Genomic DNA, 18952 nt, shown 5'->3' with positions numbered 1-18952 from the left:
ATGAATAAACCTATCCGCATCCTAACATTTTTCGCCGCCCTCCTCCTGGGCTTAACAGGCATAGTAAGCGCCCAGACCACCCAGCCATTGACGATTTACGCTATCAAGGGCCCCTCGGGTGTTTCCATGATCCGGCTCTTTGAAAGTCCCCCCCTCGTGGGCGGCGTTCCGGTACGGTTGGAAGCCCTGGCCCAGGCGGATCTCATGGCGGCTAAGTTCATCTCCGGGGAAGCGAAGGTGGGGATGCTTCCCCCCAATGTGGCGGCCAAGATCGCCTCCACCGGGAAGCCCCTCCAAATCGCTGCGGTTACCGGTACGGGGATGCTGAGCCTGTTAACCAGCGACAGCGCTATCCGCAGCATAGCCGACCTCGGGGTAAGTCGGTGGAAGTTGCCGGCCAGGGCGCCACCCCGGACTATGTTTTCCGGCGCATACTCCTTTCCAAGGGGCTTAACCCCGACCGGGACCTGCAGTTGAGCTATGCCCTGGCCTATCCCGAAATTGCCCAGTCCCTTATCGTCGGCCGTATCTCCACAGCCCTGCTGCCGGAACCCTTCGCCACCATGGCCCGGAGCGGAAAGCCGGATCTCCGTCTGGTGGGTGATATCCAGGCTGAGTGGCGCTCCGCCACAGGAAGCGCCGCCTCCGGTAACTACCCCATGACGGTCCTGGTGGTGGACGCCGATTACGCCAAGGCGGAACCCGCCGCGGTGCAGGCTGTCCTCAATGCCCTGCAAGCGTCTATCGAATGGGTGGTCGCCAATCCCCGGGAAGCGGGAACCCTGGTGGAAAAACATGATTTGGGGCTGCGGGCCCCGGTGGTTAGCGCCGCCATACCCCGCAGTAATTATGTGTTTATCCCCGTCAGAGAAGCCCGGCCTTCTCTGGAAGCCCTCTATAGAACCTTCTTGGAATTTTCTCCCGTTTCAATCGGGGGCAGCCTGCCGGCGGATAGTTTCTACCTTGGGTTCTAGAAAACAGTATTGGTGGAGCCTGGCCGGGGTTGTCACTTTTCTTGCGGTCTGGGAAATCGGCGCCCGTGTATCCGGGTCTTATCTTATATTCCCCGGCCCTGTACTGGTTATACGGCGCTTCTTCACGCTGGTACAAACCGGGCGTTTCCTCGGCGCCCTGGGGGGAAGTTTTCTCCGGGTCCTGTTAGGGATTCTGCTTTCAGTTCCCCTGGGGGTGGCGGTAGGGATCCTGGCGGGGCTGGACAAGCGGGTCAATGCGTTTTTAGCGCCCCTGTTTTCGGTTATCGCCGCCACACCGGTGATGTCGGTTATCCTCATCGCCTTCCTGGTTTTTGGTTCCGAGCGGACCCCGGTGTTTACCGCCTTCCTCATGGTCTTTCCGGTAATGGCCGCCAATACCATTGTAGGGATACGTTCGGTGGATCCTAAGCTTCGGGAACTTTTTACCCTCTACGGATTATCCCGGCAGGAAACCATTCGGCGCCTCTATATTCCGGCTATCATGCCCTTTATCCTTGGGGGAATGCGGAGTTCCCTGTCACTTTGCTGGAAGGTGGTGGTGGCTTCGGAAGTATTAGTGCAGCCCCTGCTTGCCCTGGGAACGGGGATGCAGCGGGCAAAGGCCCAGCTTGAAACACCGGAGCTTTTCGCCTGGACCCTGGCCACGGTGATCGCCGCCGCCTTTACGGAATGGGCCGTTTCCACGCTCCTCCGGTCCGGAAAAAAAGGGCGGTTCCGGAAATGAGCCTATCCATACGGAATATTTCTTTCGGCTTTACCGAAAAGCCCCTTTTCAAAAATATGTCCCTGGAGCTTGGAGAAGAAAGTCCCGTGGCCATCTTAGGCAGTTCGGGCTGCGGTAAAACCACCCTGCTCAGGCTCATGGCGGGGCTCCTCCGTCCGGAGGTGGGCAGCGTCGAAATAGGGGGGAAGGCTTCCTTTGTGTTTCAGGAAAACCGCCTCCTCCCCTGGTACACGGCCCTGGAAAATATCAGCCTCCCCATAGAGGGAACCCTGGGGAAGAAGGAAGCCCGTGACCGGGCCATGTATTTTTTACGCAAGGTCTCCCTGGAAGAAAAGGCCGGTTCCTACCCAAATGAGCTTTCCGGCGGACAGGGCCAGCGGGTAGCCATTGCCCGGGCCTTTGCCTATCCTTCCCCGCTCATCCTCATGGATGAACCCTTTCAGTCCCTGGACATTCCCCTGCGCATCCAGCTTATGGACATGGTTTCCTCCCTGCTGGCCGTGGAGCAGCGGCTTGCCGTGGCGGTAACCCACGATCCCCGGGAAGCGGTTTACCTGGGCCGGCGCATCCTGATTCTGGGTAAGGGGGGTATTGTTTTTGACCAGGGTGTGGATTTGTCCCCGGAAGACCGGGCCTATGGTTCCTCCTCCAATGCGGGTCTTGAAAAGAAGCTCCTGGAAGTCCTTTACACGATCGCCTAAAACAATATATAATAAATAATTATGATATTCCCCCTTGAAGAACTTATCGAATACGATGGCAATATGTACGAAATCACCTCCGCCGCCTCCCGGCGTTCCTATCAGCTCTCCATGCTGAAGGATCCGGATATTGAGGATAACGATGGCAAGGTGGTGTCCCTGGCTGCCCGTCAGGTCTTCACTGAGCAGATCGAATTCCATCTGGAAGACTAAATCTCCATGCCGGCGGCGAAGATACCGGTACTGCTCCTCTTCGGCCCCACCGCATCGGGTAAAACCGGGATCCTCGAAACTCTTTTTTCCGGGCCTAATGCGTTCGGCCAGGCGGAGATTGTTTCCGCCGATTCCATGCAGGTCTACCGTGGCATGGACATTGGTACCGCAAAACCTCAGGCGGATCTTCTTGCCCGGCTGCCCCATCATCTTATCGATATTCGCAGCCCCAATGAGCAGTTCAACGCCGGTGATTTTGTCCGCCTGGCGGACGAGGCCTGCGAAGACATAGCCCGCCGGGGAAAGCTGCCGGTGGTTTCCGGCGGGACCGGGTTCTACCTCCGTAACTTTGTCCTGGGCCTCCCCGAAACGCCCCCCTCGGACCCACTCATCCGGGAAACCCTGCAAGCGGAGTTCCAGAGCCTGGGCGCCCAAGCCCTGATGGCGGAACTTGCCGCCTGTGATCCCGTAAGCGCCGCCCGCATCCATCCCAACGACAGCTACCGTCTCCAGCGGGCCCTGGAAGTCTTCCGCAGTTCCGGCCGCCCCCTCAGTTCCTATCCCCCCATAGGGGCTGCCCCCGAAAGCCGCGCCCAATACCGTTTCCTCATCCTTGGTATTGAGCGGAGCCGGGAGGATGTGTACCGCCGCATCAACGAGCGCTGCGCCATCATGTTTCGCCGGGGTCTGCCGGAAGAAGTGGCGCGCCTCCACGCAGCGGGCTACGGTCCCGGCGACCCGGGCATGAAGGCCATCGGTTACCAGGAATTCTTTGTGGAAGAAAGCCCCGGTGGCGGACCAAAGTCCCGGTGGCGCATTTCCGTGGATCCGGAGGGCGTCCAAACCCTGGTAGCCCGGAACAGCCGCCGCTATGCCAAACGGCAGATCACCTTTTTTGCATCAATTCCCCAGGTTAAATGGATTGTCGCTGCCGGTGACCCGGTGGGGGAGATACGTCGGGAACTGAAAGAGTTCCTGGCAATATAAGTTTTGTCCATGTATTTTCTTTGTTTTTCCATATACAGAGTAGAGAAGGGAGGTATATAATTATCACCATGAGTTTACAGGCGCTTATTGATATATCCAGATACTACGGATCAAATCCGGAATATGTAATTGCAGGGGGGGGGAATACTTCTCTAAAAGAGGGATCAACCCTGTTTGTAAAAGGTTCCGGGACAAATCTTGGGGACATACATGCCGAAGGTTTTGTTAAAATGGATCGGGAAAAATTGGCCCGCATCTGGGAAAAACAGTATCCCCTGGATGAGGATGCGCGGGAAGCGGCGGTGCTGGCGGATATGATGGCCGCGAAAAAGCAGGGGGAAGAACATAAGCGGCCCAGTGTTGAAACAATGCTCCACGATATACTGCCCTTTGCCTTTGTGATACATACCCATCCGACATTGGTAAACGGCCTTACCTGTTCACAGGACGGTGAAAAAGCGGCAAAGGATGTTTTTGGTGAGGATCATCTCTGGATACCTATTACCAATCCGGGCTATATTCTTGCGCTGGCGGTAAAGAAAGCCCTGGATGCCTATCGTGAACGCAAAGGAAAACCGGCGGATATTATTTTTCTTCAAAACCACGGAGTGTTTGTCGGTTCCGATTCCACCGACGGTATAAAAACAATTTATACCAAGCTCATAGATACCCTGGATAAAAAAATAAAACGAAAGCCGGATTTTTCCGATAAGACCGGCGTGTACCGTGATTCAGAAGAAATTGCGCGCCTCTTAGCCGGTTTCGCCGGTCCTCATTACCGGGTTATCTTTGAAAGGAATACTGAATTCGCCGGTCTTACCGGGGATAGTTCTGCTTTTTCTCCCGTCTCCTCAGCCTTTACCCCGGATCATATTGTTTACTCCGGCAGTGATCCTCTCTTTATAACAATTACTGACAACAGCCCCTTGGCGGATCAGATTCGGAATGCGTGGAATCACCACCTTGATAAGATCGGGCGGCCTCCAAAGATCGCCGCAGTCCAGGGCAGGGGGATTTTTGGCATAGGGACTTCGGAAAAAACAGCATCCCTCGCGCTTGAACTCTTTACCGATACCGCCAAAGTCGCGGCCTACTCGGAGAGTTTCGGCGGCGGACGTTTCATGACAAAGGACAAGATAGACTTTATCAATAACTGGGAAGTGGAACGGTTCCGTTCCCAGGCGGTGGAAAAAACATGATAGATTACCGTGGTGTAATTAACGATCCCCGTTCTGATCCCCGGGAAAGGCTCAATGCGCTTAAGGAACTGGAAAAACAATGCCCTGAAAAACCGTCTTCTCCGGAAATTAAAAGCGGGGAGGTTAACAACCACATCCACACGATCTACAGTTTTAGTCCCTATACCCCCAGTATGGCCGCGCTCAAATCCCGGGAAGCCGGGCTTGCAGCTGCGGGATCGGTGGATCACGATTCCATCGGCGCTGCGGAGGAGATGATCGCCGCCTGCGGGATACTCGGCATTGGGGGCTGTACCGGTTTTGAGGTCCGGGTTAGTTTTAAAACCGGGGCAGACGGGAAGCCGGGGCCCTTTGCGGATCGGAAGTTGAATAACCCGGATTCCGCAGGGGTGGCGTATATGACCGTCCAGGGGGTACCCGCCCCGGCAATTCCTAAGGTCAGGGGTTTTCTGGACCCCATTCGGAAGGAACGGCTCCTGCGGACCAGAAAAATGACCGAATCCGCCAATGGTATTCTCCATGAGGCGGGGCTGGGGGAAATTGATTTTCAGCGGGATGTGATCGATAAATCAATGTATAACCAGGGCGGCGGGCTGACCGAACGGCATCTTTTGACGGCCCTTGCGGAAAAGCTCATCGAAAAATACGGGAAGGGCCCGGTGATCAATGAAAAACTCGCCCTTCACTTCGGCATTAATCCTCCGGAAAAATTGGGGAAGGCCCTTTCGGATCCGGCTAACCCGCACTATCTCTACGATCTGCTGGGTATCCTCAAGTCCGGTTTCCTAAGCCGTATATTTATCCAGCCCGATGATAACGAATGTATCTGCGCTAAAGCCGTTACGGCCTTTGCGGATTCTATCCGGGCAATACCGGCCTACGCCTATCTGGGGGATATTGGTGAATCTCCCACGGGGGATAAAAAAGCGGAAAAATTTGAGGATGATTACATAGAAGAACTGTTCGACGAACTTTCCCGGCTTGGATACCGGGCTGTTACCTACATGCCTCCCCGGAATACCCCGGAACAACGCCGCCGTGTGCAGCGTCTCTGCGCGGAACGGGGGTTTATGGAAATTTCCGGCGTGGATATCAATAGTTCCCGGCAGTCCTTTAACTGTCCCGAGGTATTGCAGGATGAATTTCGCCATCTCCTGAACACCACCTGGGCTCTCATCGCCCATGAACGGCTGGGGTCGGCGGATCCCGCCTTTGGACTTTTCTCTCCGGATAATCCCCTGAGAGGTCTTTCTCTGCAAAAGCGGCTTGCCATGTATGCCTCTGCGGGAAAAGAACTGGATCCTAAAAACCCCGGCGGGTCGGTTCCGGGAATAATTAAGAAATTGCAGGAAGGAAGGTATCAGATATGAGTTTTGATGGTCATCTTATTTTAGCGCCCCTTATCCGGGGGATTTGGATCAACGCCTCGGGAGAGAGCAGGGTTGTTGTACCATCCGCCGGTGTTCCTTGTAAAGATCCGGATCGGATAGTCTCTGCCGACCTCAGCGCCGCCGGGACAACGGATGGTCTTGACGAAGCGCTGGCACTTAAGGCCCTTAAAGAAGCATATTCCGCCTGGGTAGTGCAAAAAGGAAACGTAAAAACACAGCCTTCCTGTATCAGGGTAAAGACGCCGTCCAATGAAGAGGTGGTTTATTGGATTGATCGGGATCTTGCTTCCGCCAGGAAGAGGAGCGAGAACGGGGACGGATCGCCCCTGGAATTGCAATCAAAAGGTACAAGCGGTTCGGGCATAGCGGCAGCCGGCGCTTCTGCCTCGGGTCGTTCAGATGTGGTAAAAAACAAAATAGTGTTAGTAACCGGCGGCGCCCAGGGCTTTGGGGAAGAGATAGTCCGTGGATTGGCCGCTTCGGGAGCCTTGGTGTTTATCGCCGACCTGAACCAAGCGGGTGCAGAAAAACTGGCGGAAACCCTTAATGCTGCGGAGAAGCGGATCGCCGCCGTGGCGGTTCCGGTCAATGTTGCTGACGAAGCTTCGGTGGAGACACTCTTTAAGGCCATTGCGAAAACCGCGGGGGGTCTGGATCTCTGCGTGAGTAACGCCGGGGTAGTTAAGGCGGGAAGTGTCCTGGAGCAGGATCTGGCTGCCTTTAAGTTTGTAACGGATATCAACTACTCCGGATTTTTTCTCATGGCAAAACACTGCGGCAGGCTGCTGAGACGGCAAAACCTCGCCGCCCCGGGATGGAAAACCGATATCATCCAGATAAATTCCAAATCCGGCCTGGAGGGTTCCAACAAAAACGGCGCCTATGCGGGGGGCAAATTCGGCGCCATAGGATTGGTGGAGAGTTTTGCCCTGGAATTGGTGGCCTACGGCATTAAGGTTAACGCCATTTGTCCGGGCAACTTTTTAGACGGCCCCCTGTGGGCGGATCCGGAAAAGGGGCTTTTTGTACAATACCTTAAGGCCGGTAAAGTTCCCGGGGCTAAGACCGTGGCGGATGTACGGGCCTCTTACGAGAGCAAGGTTCCCATGGGGCGGGGCTGCACCGGAGCGGATGTGATGCGGGCTATCTATTATATTGTTGAACAGGAATATGAGACCGGTCAGGCCGTTCCGGTTACCGGCGGTCAAGTTATGTTGCATTAAGATTTTTATAATGATAGAGGAGAAATTATGAAGACAAAAGCTGTTCGTATTTACGGTGTTAATGATCTCAGGCTTGAGGAATTTGATCTTCCTGAAATTAAGGATGATGAAATACTGGCCCGGGTGATTTCGGATTCTATCTGTATGTCCAGCCATAAACTGGCCATGCAGGGAGATAAACATAAACGGATACGTTCCGATTTATCCAAAACTCCGACTATTATCGGTCATGAATTTTGCGGGGTTATTGAAAAGGTTGGGGCAAAATTAGGCGGAAAATTTAAGGCCGGATCCAAGTTCGCCATCCAACCGGCCCTTAATTACCCCGATGAAAACGGCAAGGAAACCCTCTGGGCGCCGGGCTATTCCTATCAGTATATCGGCGGGGACGCTACCTATATCGTTATTCCCGCAGAGGTGATGGAGATGAACTGTCTCCTGGATTACCAGGTGGATAACTTTTTCATGGGGTCCCTGGCGGAACCCGTATCCTGTATTGTCGGCGCCTTCCATGCCCAATACCATACCCAGAACGGTTCCTATGTCCACGAGATGGGCATCGTTGAAGGGGGATCGCTTATCCTCTTGGCGGGAGTTGGGCCTATGGGTTTGGGCGCCATTGATTATGCCATCCACAATCCCCGCCGGCCGTCACGGCTGGTGGTAACCGATATTGATGATGCGCGGCTCGCCCGGGCTTCCCAGCTTTTGCCCCCCGCCGAAGCGGAAAAATACGGTGTACAGCTTTCCTATGTAAATACAAAGAATATCCAAGACCCGGTGGCCCATCTTAAGGAGATCAACAAGGGGAAGCTTTACGATGATGTGTTTGTATTTGCGCCGGTCAAACCGGTTCTTGAAATGGGGGATACACTGCTTGGCCGTGACGGCTGCCTAAATTTCTTTGCGGGCCCCATAGATCCCGCCTTTTCGGGGAATTTTAACTTCTACAATGTCCACTATGAATCCCATCATATCGTAGGGACCTCCGGCGGCAATACCGATGACATGCGGGAATCCCTGGCCATGATGGCAAAGGGAGAATTGAACCCGGTCTTTATGGTAACCCATGTCGGGGGACTTAACGCGGTAGCCCAAACCACCATCGACCTGGACAAGATCCCCGGAGGCAAAAAGCTTATCTACACCGGCAAGAAACTGGAGCTTGTCGCCATTGCCGATTTTGCGGAAAAGGGCAAAGCCGATCCCTTCTACAAGACCTTGGGAGAAATCTGCGTGCGCCATAAGAACCTGTGGAACAAGGAAGCGGAGGATTACCTTTTAGCCCAGGCTCCGGATATTTAGGAGTAGAGAAATTTTTTCCAATCCGAAGGCGCAATCCCGGTTTTTTTAAAAAGCCGTATGTATTAACGAAAAATAATGGGGGCATATATGTATACGAAAGCACAGGAACAGTATAAGAAATGGGGAATTGACACCGACGCGGCGATAAAAAAATGCGCCGAAATCAGTGTCTCCCTGCATTGTTGGCAAGGGGACGATGTCACGGGTTTTGAAAATACCGGCGCCGCCTTAACCGGAGGCATTCAGGTTACCGGTAATTACCCCGGCAAGGCCCGGAACAAGGACGAGCTTATGAGGGATTTGGATTTTGTCTTTTCCCTTATCCCCGGCAAAAAACGGCTTAACCTCCATGCGATATATGCCATAAGCGATGATGGCAGCCCCATTAAACGGGACCAGCCGGAATGCCGGCATTTTGATCCCTGGCTCGCTTGGGCAAAGACGCGGAATATCGGGATAGATTTTAACCCCACCCTGTTTTCCCACCCCATGGCCGCAAGCGGGCTTACCCTTTCATCTCCGGATAAAAACATACGCGACTTCTGGATCCGGCATGTAAAGGCCTGCAGAAAAATTGCGGCGTACATTGGCGAAAAGCAGGGAAGCCCCAGCCTGCACGATATCTGGATTCCCGACGGCTTAAAGGATGTTCCCGCGGACCGGTTTGGTCCCCGGCAGCGGCTCAAAGAATCTCTGGACGAAATATTTTCCGTTCACTATGACAAGAACCATATTGTTGACGTGGTGGAAAGCAAGGTTTTCGGCATCGGGCTCGAGAGCTATACCGTGGGTTCGGCGGATTTTTATCTGGGTTATGCGGCGAAGGCCGGTATTAACGTGCTCCTTGACAATGGCCACTATCACCCCACAGAATTGGTGTCCGATAAAATCCCCTCACTTTTGTTATTCTTCGACAAGATAGCCCTCCATGTTACCCGTCCGGTACGATGGGATTCGGATCACGTTGTTTTGTTTGAGGACGAAATTAAAGAAATTGCCAAGGAAATTATCCGTAACAATGCTGAGGATAGGGTGCTCATCGGCCTTGATTACTTTGACGCCAGCATCAACCGTATTGCCGCCTGGGTTACCGGGGCGCGGAATATGCAGAAGGCCCTGTTAAACGCCCTGCTCCAGCCTTATGGGGATCTGAAGAAGCTTCAGGATACGGGTAATTTTTCTAAACTGCTTGTCTGTCAGGAAGAAGTAAAAACCCTGCCCTTTGGCGTCGTGTGGGACGAATACCTCCTGCGCCAGCATATTGCGGGCAGCGATTGGTATGGGGCAGTAGAAAAATATGAAAATGATGTGTTAAAATTGCGGTAGAGAGGTGTCTGGGATGGATTATATCGCGGTTATCGATATTGGAATGACAAATAAAAAGGTTGCCGTCTATGACAGTAACCTAGTCCAGCTTGATACCCGGTACCGGAACTTTGCACCAAAAATGATCGACGGCCTTGAAACTCACGACCTGGAAGCCATGGAAGATTGGTTTGTCGATCAACTCAAGGACTTTGCGAAAAAATACGCCATAAAAGCTATTGCGGTCAGTACCCATGGAGCAACCTTTGTCTGTGTGGGGAAGGACGGCAAACCCGCACTCCCCTGTATTTACTATACCCACGAACCGGGAGAGGACTTTCATCGCCAATTCTACGAACGTTTTGGTTCCCCGGTTGATCTTCAGGCCAGCACCTGCACGCCCTATCTTAAGGCTATGATCAATCCTGGGAAGGGTATTTTTTTCGCGCAGAATAAGTATCCCCGGGGCTTTAAGGATACGGTGCATTTGCTGATGTATCCCCAGTATTGGGGTTACCGGTTTACCGGGAAAATCGGCGCAGAAAATACCTATATGGGCTGCCACAGCTACCTCTGGGATCCCCTGGAACGCCGTCTTTCTACGGTAGCGGAGGGACTGGGACTTTCCGCTTTACTGCCCGCAAAGCTCAATAATTCCTGGGACATACTGGGAACCATCACTGAGGATTTTGCCCAAAAGACCGGTCTAAGCCGGGATGTCGTTGTAACCATGGGCATCCACGATTCCAATTCTTCCCTGCTTCCCCATTTTGCTAAAAGGGGGGAGGACGGCTTTTTATTAAATTCCACCGGAACCTGGTGTGTCAGCATGAATCCGGTAAAGGAATATCGTTTTTCCCCGGATGAATTGGGCAAGGTAGTTTTCTTTAATATTTCTGCCTTTGGAAAGCCGGTAAAAACCTCGATCTTCCTGGGAGGCCAGGAATTTGAAACCTGGTCAAAAGTATTGATGGATATCCATAAACGGGACGACCTGCCCCCATATGACAAAGAATTGTACCTTACGGTTCTGCGGGAGAAAAGGGCGTTCCTCACCCCCGAACTGGCCGCCGGGACCGGCCAGTTTCCCCAATCCAAACCCCGGGTGGTGGAGGATGGCAGGACCTATCACTTTGCCGATTTTCCAGCGAAGTTTCCCGCTTGTTTTAAAAACTACGAAACAGGTTTTGCCCTGCTGAGGATATCCCTGGTGATGCAGTCCCTTACCGCATTTGAACGGATTGGCCTGTTACCGGGTTTAGAAGTTTTTACCGAAGGCGGATTCCGAAAAAACGAAGCCTACAATATTTTGCTCTCATCGGCCCTGAAGGACAATGCCGTATTTCTTACCGATATAGCCGAAGCCAGCGCCTTTGGGGCCGCCATGACCGCTAAGATGGCGCTGACCGGTCAGGGACTTTCAGAGTTATCCAAGGATTTCGAGATTGAATATCAGGAAGTCACGAAAGCCGATATCCCGGAAATATTCGCCTACCGGACCGCATGGCTGGAGCAGGTTGAGAAAAATCAATAACATCCATGGCATACGCACTTGACAAAATTTCCGGTAAAAGATATAGTGTCTAGGACATTCGGAATTTCTAGCAAAAGGGCCGTTCCGAACGGCCCTTTTTTTTGACTTTTCCGGTAAAAAAGGGTGTGGAATGCAGTATACCCCCAGACAGGCCAACACCGGGGATGAGACAGGTCTCCTCTATAAGACCCTGGAGTCCGTGGCGCAGGATTTGGGAATGGACCTGGTAGAGTTGACCCTCTCCCGCCATAAAGGCAGCGGTTCGCCCGGCGGGCGAATTCAGCTGCGGGTGGTGGTGTGTAAAACCGTTGGGAAAGGCGCTAATACGGTAGTTGGGGTGGACGATTGTTCCAAAGCGCATCGCGCCATGATTCCCTGCCTGGAATCGGCCTTTCCCGGGCAGGATCTGTATATGGAGCTTAGCTCCCCCGGTATAGACCGGGTCATCAAGGATGGATCGGAATTTGTGCATTATATCGGTCGGGGTGTGCGGTGTTACCGTACGGATATTTCCGATTGGACCGGGGGTGTACTCCGGTCTGCGGATGAAAAAGGGGTTGTTCTTAAAGGAAAGGATGGTATGACGGAAATCGCTTATGATGTTATCGCTAAGGCGAAACTAGATTATACATTAGATTATTTGCGGGAGGTTTAGGCTCGTGGCAACAGATATGTCGGAAGCAATCCACCAGCTTATCCAGGACAGGGGTATGTCCGAGGAGCTTGTCCTAAGAACCATAGAAAATACCCTTTTGGCGGCCTATAAACGACGTTTTGGCAATGCGGAAAACGCCATAGTCCGGTTTAACGATACAAATACAGAAGTATCGATTTATGCCCAAAAGAAGATTGTTGACGGGGTTTACGATCCGGTTTCGGAGATAGACCTGGAGGAAGCCAGGGAACTCGACCCGGAAGCGGAAATCGGGGATGAACTTCTTATTGAAGTAGACCCCAGGGACTTTGATCGTATATCGGTTCAGAGCGCCAAACAGACCGCCCACCAGTCCATCCGGGAAATCCAGAAGGACAGCCTGTATTCGGAATACAAGGATAAGGTGGGGGAAATCATCATTGGGTACTATCAGCGGGAGCGGAACGGGACCATCTATGTGGACCTGGGCAAGGTTGAGGGGACACTCCCCAAGAAATACCAATCCCCCCGGGAAGTTTACCATGTTAATGACCGTATCAAAGCCCTGATTACCGATGTTAACAAGACCCCCGCAGGGCTTCAGGTGGTACTTTCCCGAACCCATACGGATTTTGTGCGGGCAATTTTTGAGCTTGAGGTGCCCGAGGTTTATGATAAAACCGTGGAAATCCACAAGATTGTCCGGGAACCGGGGTACCGTACCAAACTGGCGGTGTATTCCAACCGGGAAGATGTGGATCCCGTGGGGGCCTGTGTGGGCCTTAAGGGTGTGCGTATCCAGGCGGTGATTCGGGAACTGGAGGGGGAAAAGATCGATATCCTTAAATTCGATCCGGATCCCCGAAGGTTTATAAAAAATGCCCTGTCTCCGGCGGAGGTTCGGGACGTGGTCATCATGGATGAGGGTAAACATCAGGCCCTGGCGGTGGTGAACGATTCCCAGCTGTCCCTGGCTATCGGCAAACAGGGGCTCAATGTGCGGCTGGCAAACCGGCTGGTGGACTGGAATATCGATGTTAAAACCGATGCCCAGTTTGAGGAAATGGATATAGCCTCAGAATCCCGGCGGGCGGTATCGGAACTGTTTGGGGATGCCGAAGGCTACGGGGAAGAACTTTCCCGGATATCCGAGCTTCCCGGAGTGGATGCCCAGGTCGCCGCCGCTTTACTGGAAAACAATATCGACTTTATAGAAGATTTCCTTTCCCTGGCGGAAGAGGAAACGGGTCAGCTTAAGGGGATTACGGCGGAACAGGTTGTCGCCCTTCGCCAGCTCATCGAAGAGTTTGTGGAAGTGGTGGAAGAAGAGGCGGCTGAGGAATCCTACGAAGAAGAGAATTCCGAAGAAACGGGGGATGCCGAAGCTGGTGGCATCGCCGGTGGCGTCGCCGATGGCGACGAAGAAGCCGTTACCGAAGGGGAAGCCGGTCTTGCCATTGAAGGTTCTGAATCTAAGGAATCTGATGATAAGACCGACGAAGAGTATGAATGTCCTGAATGCGGCGCAAAGATAACCGTGGATATGACCAATTGTCCGAGTTGCGGTATCGGATTGAGTTTTGAATTCGAGGACGAATAAAGGTGGATCATGGCTGAGGAATTAGACACTACGCAAAGACCAAAAGTAGAGCTCATTAAACATCAGAAGAGTGAGCAGGAGTTTTCAGTACTTCCGGCACAGCTTCCCGCTGAGGGAGTCCCCAAGGGCGTTCCGGCACCGGAGCATGGTGACCAACGCCGTAAGGTGGTTGTGATCAAGAAAAAGGCTGCCCTTCCTGGTGTTCCGGTTCCTGTAAAGAAAGCTCAGCCAAAAATTGTGGTCACCACCCCCTTGGGGACAGCTTCCCGGGGTACGGTTCCGGAGGGGGAGTCTGTTGCTTCAACTCCTAAAGTGAAGATTCCGGCGGCTGAAACAAGCGTGCAGGATGCTTCCGGTACACCCGGTGAAGTAAAATCCCCGGCTGATGGGGAAAAGACGGGAGAAAACCGTGTAAGTTCCCTGCCCAATACCCAGCGTCCGGTGGCGGCGGCCGGCAGAGTTGGCGGCCGTCCTGTGGGAAACCACTCGTCCCGGGACGATAACGGATCGCCTCGATCCGGTTCGCCCTTCCAGCCGCGGCCTGTAGGCGCTGCCGGCAGGGTTGGCGGCCGCCCTGTGGGGCCCCGTCCTGAAGGATCGGTTCCCGGTGGTCCCCGTCCCTACAGCGGTTCCGGCGGTATTGGTCAAAGCGGACCTCGTCCCGGTGGTTTTAATCAGGGTGGACCTCGCCCCGGCGGTTTTAACCAAGGCGGACCTCGTCCCGGTGGTTTTAACCAGGGCGGACCTCGCCCCGGCGGTTTTAACCAGGGCGGACCTCGTCCTGGCGGTTTTCAGGGTAATCGTCCCGGCGGGTTTAACCAGGGCGGCAGGCCCGGGGGTTTTGGTCAGGGCGGCAGGCCCGGGGGCTTTGGTCAGGGCGGCAGGCCCGGCGGTCCCGGCGGGCGCAACGGTATGTCTCCGCCCCCGCCTCCTTTGGCTGATAACAAGGGACCGATTAAGAAGTCCTTTAAAGCCAAGAGGGCGGTTTACCAGCGGAAAGAACAGGAGATGGAGGAAAAACTCCTCCAGACTAAGAAGAAGATTACCCAGATCGCCAACCCGGTGCCCAAGTCCATCGACATAATGGAAGTGATTTCGGTTTCCGAGCTGGCCAGAAAAATGAACCTTAAGGCTTCGGACCTGATCCATAAACTCATGAGTATGGGTATGATGGTTACCATCAACCAGCAGATCGACGCGGAAACCGCCACCATTCTGGCGGCGGAATTTGGTGCGGACGTGAAGATCGTCAGTCTTTATGACGAGACTTTGATCACCACCGAATCCGACGATGACGCATCCCTGATCCACCGGCCTCCGGTAGTTACCGTCATGGGCCATGTGGATCACGGAAAGACCAAGCTCCTGGACGCTATCCGCAGCGCCGACGTGGTTTCCGGCGAATTTGGCGGTATAACCCAGCATATCGGCGCCTATACGGTGGATACCCCCCATGGGAAGATCGCCTTCCTCGATACGCCGGGACACGAAGCCTTTACCCATATGCGGGCCCGGGGCGCCCAGGTTACGGATATCGTGGTCCTGGTGGTTGCCGCCGACGACGGGGTCATGCCCCAGACCATTGAGGCCATCAACCACGCCAAGGACGCCAAGGTGCCCATCATCGTGGCGGTGAACAAGATGGACAAGCCCGAGGCTAACCCCGACCGGGTTAAGAGTCAGCTTTCCGATCTGGGGCTCATGCCCGAAGACTGGGGCGGCCAGACCATGTTTGTGGAACTTTCGGCCCTCAGAAAAGAGGGTATCGATAAACTCATCGACGCCATACTGTTGCAAGCGGAGATCCTTGATCTCAAGTCAAACTTTGACCGCAGCGCCGAAGGAAAGGTCCTGGAATCCCGGATCGACCATGGCCGCGGCATTGTTGCCACCGTAATGATAGAGCGGGGGACCCTCAGGATAGGTGATTCCTTTGTGGCCGGTGTCTGGCCTGGTAAGGTCCGGGCGCTCTTTGACGATAAGGGAACGAAGGTTGAGGAAGCTACCCCGGCCATGCCCGTGGAAGTCCTGGGCTTTGAGGGTGTTCCCGACGCCGGGGACCCACTCCAGGTGGTGGAGGACGAAAAGGTAGCCCGGGGTATTTCCGCCAAGCGCCACGAGTTAAAGCGTTTTGAGGATGCCAAGAATATTAAGAAGATCACCCTGGACAACCTTTCGGACACCATCAGCGCCGGGGCCATCCAGGAACTCAAGATCATCATCAAGAGCGATGTTCAGGGTTCCGCCGAAGCTCTCCGGGCAAGCTTAGAAAAGCTGTCCAACAAGGAAGTGCGGCTTAACGTTATCCAGGCGCTCCCCGGGGCTATCAACGAAGGGGATGTGGATCTGGCCATCGCCTCAAACGCCATCATCATCGGTTTCAACGTGCGGCCCGTACCAAAGGCCAGGCTGCTGGCGGATCAGGAAAAGGTAGACATCCGGCGTTACAATATCATCTACAAGGCGGTGGAGGAAATCCAACTGGCTATGGAGGGGATGCTCAAGCCCGATACCAAGGAAGAGATCATCGCCTCGGTGGAGGTTCGGGATACCTTCAAGGTGCCCAAGATTGGAACCATTGCCGGCTGTTACGTCCTTACCGGTACGGTCAAGCGCAGCGCCAGCATCAATGTTATCCGGGACGAGATCGTTATCCATACCGGAAAGATCGCCTCCCTGCGGCGCTTTAAGGACGATGCCCGGGAAGTTGCCGCCGGTTACGAGTGCGGTATCGGTCTGGAGGGCTTTGACGCTATCCAGGTCGGCGATCAGTTTGAGGTCTTCGAAATTGTGGAAGTGGCCCGGAAATTAACGAGCAACTGATATATGTCGGAATATAGAACGGAACGGGTAGGGCGGCTTATCCAGGAAAAAGTTGGTGCTCTCATTGTGGAAGGGAAGGTGAAGGACCCCCGGGTTGATCCTTTTCTCTCCATAACCAGGGTTACGGTTTCCCGGGACTTTGCCTACGCCGATGCCTATGTTTCAAGCTATAAATCTGCGGGCTTGGCCACGGGAGTCGAGGGCTTACAGAGTGCCGCCGGCTTTATCCAGTCCCAGCTTGCAAAAATGATGCGCCTCCGCCAAACCCCCAAGCTCCGGTTTCACGAAGACCAGGGCATACGTGAGGGTTTTGAACTGGTGCAAAAAATTGAGGGCCTTGTACATGACGGGCAATAGGAGCGCCGGTATATTGCTGCTCAATAAATCCCCGGGCTATACCTCCTTTGATTCCCTTAATGCGGTAAAAAAAGCCCTGGGAACCCCAAAGGTAGGGCATACCGGTACCCTGGATAAATTTGCCTCGGGCCTGCTGGTGGTACTGGCTGGCTGGGCTTTAAAACTGAGCCCCTGGTTTGACCGCTGCGATAAGCGTTACGAGGGGCTTATCCGTTTCGGCGTGGAAACCGATACCCTGGACCCGGAGGGCGAGCCAATCGCCGAGGCGGACCCGCCCAGCCGGGAAGCGCTGGAACAGGCGCTGAGCCAATTCCGGGGCGATATTATGCAGGCCCCGCCGGCCTATTCGGCAATCCACCTGGATGGGAAGCGGGCCTACCAGCTTGCCCGGTCCGGTGTGGAAGTGAAGATGGAAAAGCGGCCCGTGACTATCCATGCCCTGGAGCTCCGCTCCTATGATCCCCCCGATGCCCGCGTGTATGTGCACTGTTCCAAGGGCGCCTATATCCGCTCCCTGGCCCGGGACATAGCTATCGCCGCAGGTTCCCGCGCCCACCTGTCCGCCCTGGAACGGAAGCGGGTAGCGGGGTTTGACATCGCCCAGGCGGTTCCCATGGATGCCCCGGATTTGGCTGCGGCGATCCGCCCCATCGGTGCGGATACCTTCGAAGCCCTGGATATACCCCGGATTACCGTGGATGAAGGCGCTGCGAAAAGTATGCGCCAGGGGAAGCCCCTGGATACGCTGCTTGGGGATGTCCCCGCTGCCGAGTCTCTGGGAGTATTTTGTGACCATGACTTTGTGGCGGTACTCGTGAAAAAACAAGGTCCCGGCAATGACCGTTGGTCTGACCGTTGGTCTTATGGGTATGTCCATGCGAGTGCTTGACCTAGCGGAGTTTGCCGCCAGAGGCAGCCTGGGTGAAGCCGCCGTAAATGGCGTTGCCATGACCATCGGGGTTTTTGATGGAATCCACCGGGGACACCGGGCGTTACTGGAAAAGGTACTTTCCTCCGGACTATATCCGGTGGTGATAAGCTTTAAACGGAGCCCAAAATTCATCCTGCGACCCGAAACCCATGAAGGAGATATCATGGGGATAGCCCAAAAACTCCGTTTGTTCGAACAAATGGGGGTCGGTCTTACGGTCATGATTGACTTTTCTGAAAAATTCAGTAAACTTAAGGGCAAGGAATTCATCGATCTGTTAAAAGATCGGGGTAATCTGCGTTATTTGGTAATTGGCAGTAATTTTCGTTGCGGTTACCGGCATGATACTCATGCGGCGCTCATTAAAGAGATGAACCTGGCGGCGGGAATCCCCACGGAAGTGGTGGAGTCCGTGATGTCCGGGGGTGAGCGCATAAGTTCAAGCCGTATCCGCACCGCGATATCCGCCGGCAGCCTCGTTGAGGCGGCGGAGCTTCTCGGTCGAAGGGTTGAAATCGATTTTGCCGGACTATCCGCTGCCCCCGGACCCGGCGGGTTTTATTTTGACTTGGCCTCCAAAAACCGAATCATGCCGCCCTATGGCCGGTACCCGGTATTGCTTTTCGAAAAGGATTCCCCGGAAGGAATAGAAACGGAGATTACCCTTGGTCCGGATGGACTTTTTATTCCCTCACCATTCAATGCCCTTCGCATTGAATTTTTAAGTAGTTCCCAATAGGAGTGTAAATAAATGGCTTTAAACAAAGAAAATGTATCTTCCATTGTAAACAAGTTCGGTAAAAACGAAAAAGACACCGGAACCTCGGAAGTACAGATTGCCCTGCTCACGGAGCGGATCAACCAGCTCACCGAGCATTGTAAGCAATTCAAAAAGGACAAGTCCAGTCAGCGGGGCTTACTAATCCTCGTCGGACAACGCCGGCGTATGCTGAAGTATTTTCAGCGGACTAATCTGGAGAAATACCGGGTCCTTATCAAGGACTTAGGTCTCCGTAAGTAGTTTCACAGC

19 protein-coding genes are annotated in these 18952 nt (G+C 54.0%); all 19 read left to right on the top strand.

The annotated features are described in order from the left end of the window. The 19 genes from TPRIMZ1_RS20865 to rpsO all read left to right on the top strand — a co-directional run bounded on the left by TPRIMZ1_RS20865 (nt 1) and on the right by rpsO (nt 18943). Nucleotides 1-477: a hypothetical protein gene (locus tag TPRIMZ1_RS20865; protein ID WP_232616808.1), complete on the top strand. Its 477-nt coding sequence runs from the start codon at nt 1-3 to the stop codon at nt 475-477. Then, nucleotides 384-974, top strand: a complete 591-nt coding sequence (locus tag TPRIMZ1_RS20860; protein ID WP_232616807.1) for an ABC transporter substrate-binding protein — start codon at nt 384-386, stop codon at nt 972-974. Before TPRIMZ1_RS20865 ends, TPRIMZ1_RS20860 begins: the two co-directional genes overlap by 94 nt. After that, nucleotides 964-1719, top strand: coding sequence for an ABC transporter permease (locus TPRIMZ1_RS0110550; RefSeq protein WP_010259171.1), 756 nt, complete (start codon nt 964-966; stop codon nt 1717-1719). Before TPRIMZ1_RS20860 ends, TPRIMZ1_RS0110550 begins: the two co-directional genes overlap by 11 nt. Next, nucleotides 1716-2420, top strand: a complete 705-nt coding sequence (locus tag TPRIMZ1_RS0110545; RefSeq protein ID WP_010259169.1) for an ABC transporter ATP-binding protein — start codon at nt 1716-1718, stop codon at nt 2418-2420. Before TPRIMZ1_RS0110550 ends, TPRIMZ1_RS0110545 begins: the two co-directional genes overlap by 4 nt. A gap of 21 nt (nt 2421-2441) precedes the next feature. Next, a complete protein-coding gene (locus tag TPRIMZ1_RS0110540; protein ID WP_010259167.1) occupies nt 2442-2633 on the top strand; it encodes a DNA-directed RNA polymerase subunit omega in 192 nt (63 codons plus the stop codon). A gap of 6 nt (nt 2634-2639) precedes the next feature. After that, nucleotides 2640-3620, top strand: coding sequence for a tRNA (adenosine(37)-N6)-dimethylallyltransferase MiaA (gene miaA / locus TPRIMZ1_RS0110535; protein ID WP_010259165.1), 981 nt, complete (start codon nt 2640-2642; stop codon nt 3618-3620). A gap of 68 nt (nt 3621-3688) precedes the next feature. Beyond that, entirely contained in the window at nt 3689-4819 is a 1131-nt protein-coding gene (locus TPRIMZ1_RS0110530; protein ID WP_010259163.1) for a class II aldolase/adducin family protein, read from the top strand. After that, nucleotides 4816-6189: a PHP domain-containing protein gene (locus TPRIMZ1_RS0110525; RefSeq protein WP_010259160.1), complete on the top strand. Its 1374-nt coding sequence runs from the start codon at nt 4816-4818 to the stop codon at nt 6187-6189. The genes TPRIMZ1_RS0110530 and TPRIMZ1_RS0110525 overlap by 4 nt, the downstream gene beginning before the upstream one ends. Beyond that, nucleotides 6186-7433, top strand: coding sequence for an SDR family NAD(P)-dependent oxidoreductase (locus TPRIMZ1_RS0110520; protein WP_010259157.1), 1248 nt, complete (start codon nt 6186-6188; stop codon nt 7431-7433). Before TPRIMZ1_RS0110525 ends, TPRIMZ1_RS0110520 begins: the two co-directional genes overlap by 4 nt. 27 nt (nt 7434-7460) lie before the next feature. Next, a complete protein-coding gene (locus TPRIMZ1_RS0110515) occupies nt 7461-8738 on the top strand; it encodes a zinc-binding dehydrogenase (RefSeq protein ID WP_010258837.1) in 1278 nt (425 codons plus the stop codon). Nucleotides 8739-8825: 87 nt separating this feature from the next. Continuing rightward, nucleotides 8826-10064 (top strand): L-rhamnose isomerase, encoded by a 1239-nt coding sequence (locus TPRIMZ1_RS0110510; protein WP_010258833.1) that lies wholly within the window; start codon nt 8826-8828, stop codon nt 10062-10064. 13 nt (nt 10065-10077) lie between these two features. Continuing rightward, on the top strand, nt 10078-11577 hold the full coding sequence (locus TPRIMZ1_RS0110505; RefSeq protein WP_010258830.1) for an FGGY-family carbohydrate kinase: 1500 nt from the start codon (nt 10078-10080) through the stop codon (nt 11575-11577). A 130-nt stretch (nt 11578-11707) separates the two neighbouring features. Continuing rightward, nucleotides 11708-12232 carry a ribosome assembly cofactor RimP gene (locus TPRIMZ1_RS0110500; RefSeq protein WP_010258826.1) on the top strand — a complete coding sequence of 175 codons (525 nt, stop codon included), beginning with the start codon at nt 11708-11710 and terminating at the stop codon, nt 12230-12232. A gap of 4 nt (nt 12233-12236) precedes the next feature. Next, the gene (gene nusA / locus TPRIMZ1_RS0110495) at nt 12237-13811 is read left to right on the top strand and encodes a transcription termination factor NusA (RefSeq protein WP_026043670.1); all 1575 of its coding nucleotides are present in this window, start codon (nt 12237-12239) and stop codon (nt 13809-13811) included. 9 nt (nt 13812-13820) lie between these two features. Further along, nucleotides 13821-16634, top strand: coding sequence for a translation initiation factor IF-2 (gene infB / locus TPRIMZ1_RS0110490; RefSeq protein WP_026043669.1), 2814 nt, complete (start codon nt 13821-13823; stop codon nt 16632-16634). A 3-nt stretch (nt 16635-16637) separates the two neighbouring features. Further along, nucleotides 16638-16991: a 30S ribosome-binding factor RbfA gene (rbfA, locus tag TPRIMZ1_RS0110485; RefSeq protein ID WP_010258819.1), complete on the top strand. Its 354-nt coding sequence runs from the start codon at nt 16638-16640 to the stop codon at nt 16989-16991. Then, the gene (gene truB, locus TPRIMZ1_RS0110480) at nt 16978-17880 is read left to right on the top strand and encodes a tRNA pseudouridine(55) synthase TruB (protein WP_010258815.1); all 903 of its coding nucleotides are present in this window, start codon (nt 16978-16980) and stop codon (nt 17878-17880) included. Before rbfA ends, truB begins: the two co-directional genes overlap by 14 nt. Next, complete coding sequence (locus TPRIMZ1_RS0110475; RefSeq protein WP_010258814.1) at nt 17867-18661, top strand: FAD synthetase family protein; 795 nt, start codon at nt 17867-17869, stop codon at nt 18659-18661. The genes truB and TPRIMZ1_RS0110475 overlap by 14 nt, the downstream gene beginning before the upstream one ends. Nucleotides 18662-18673: 12 nt before the next feature. Continuing rightward, nucleotides 18674-18943, top strand: coding sequence for a 30S ribosomal protein S15 (gene rpsO / locus TPRIMZ1_RS0110470; RefSeq protein ID WP_010258812.1), 270 nt, complete (start codon nt 18674-18676; stop codon nt 18941-18943). The last annotated feature ends 9 nt before the right edge of the window (nt 18944-18952 follow it).

This window comes from Treponema primitia ZAS-1, from assembly GCF_000297095.1.
GTDB lineage: Bacteria > Spirochaetota > Spirochaetia > Treponematales > Breznakiellaceae > Termitinema > Termitinema primitia_A.
Note: the sequence above shows the minus strand (reverse complement) of the source record. Positions and strands in the feature narration are given on the sequence as shown.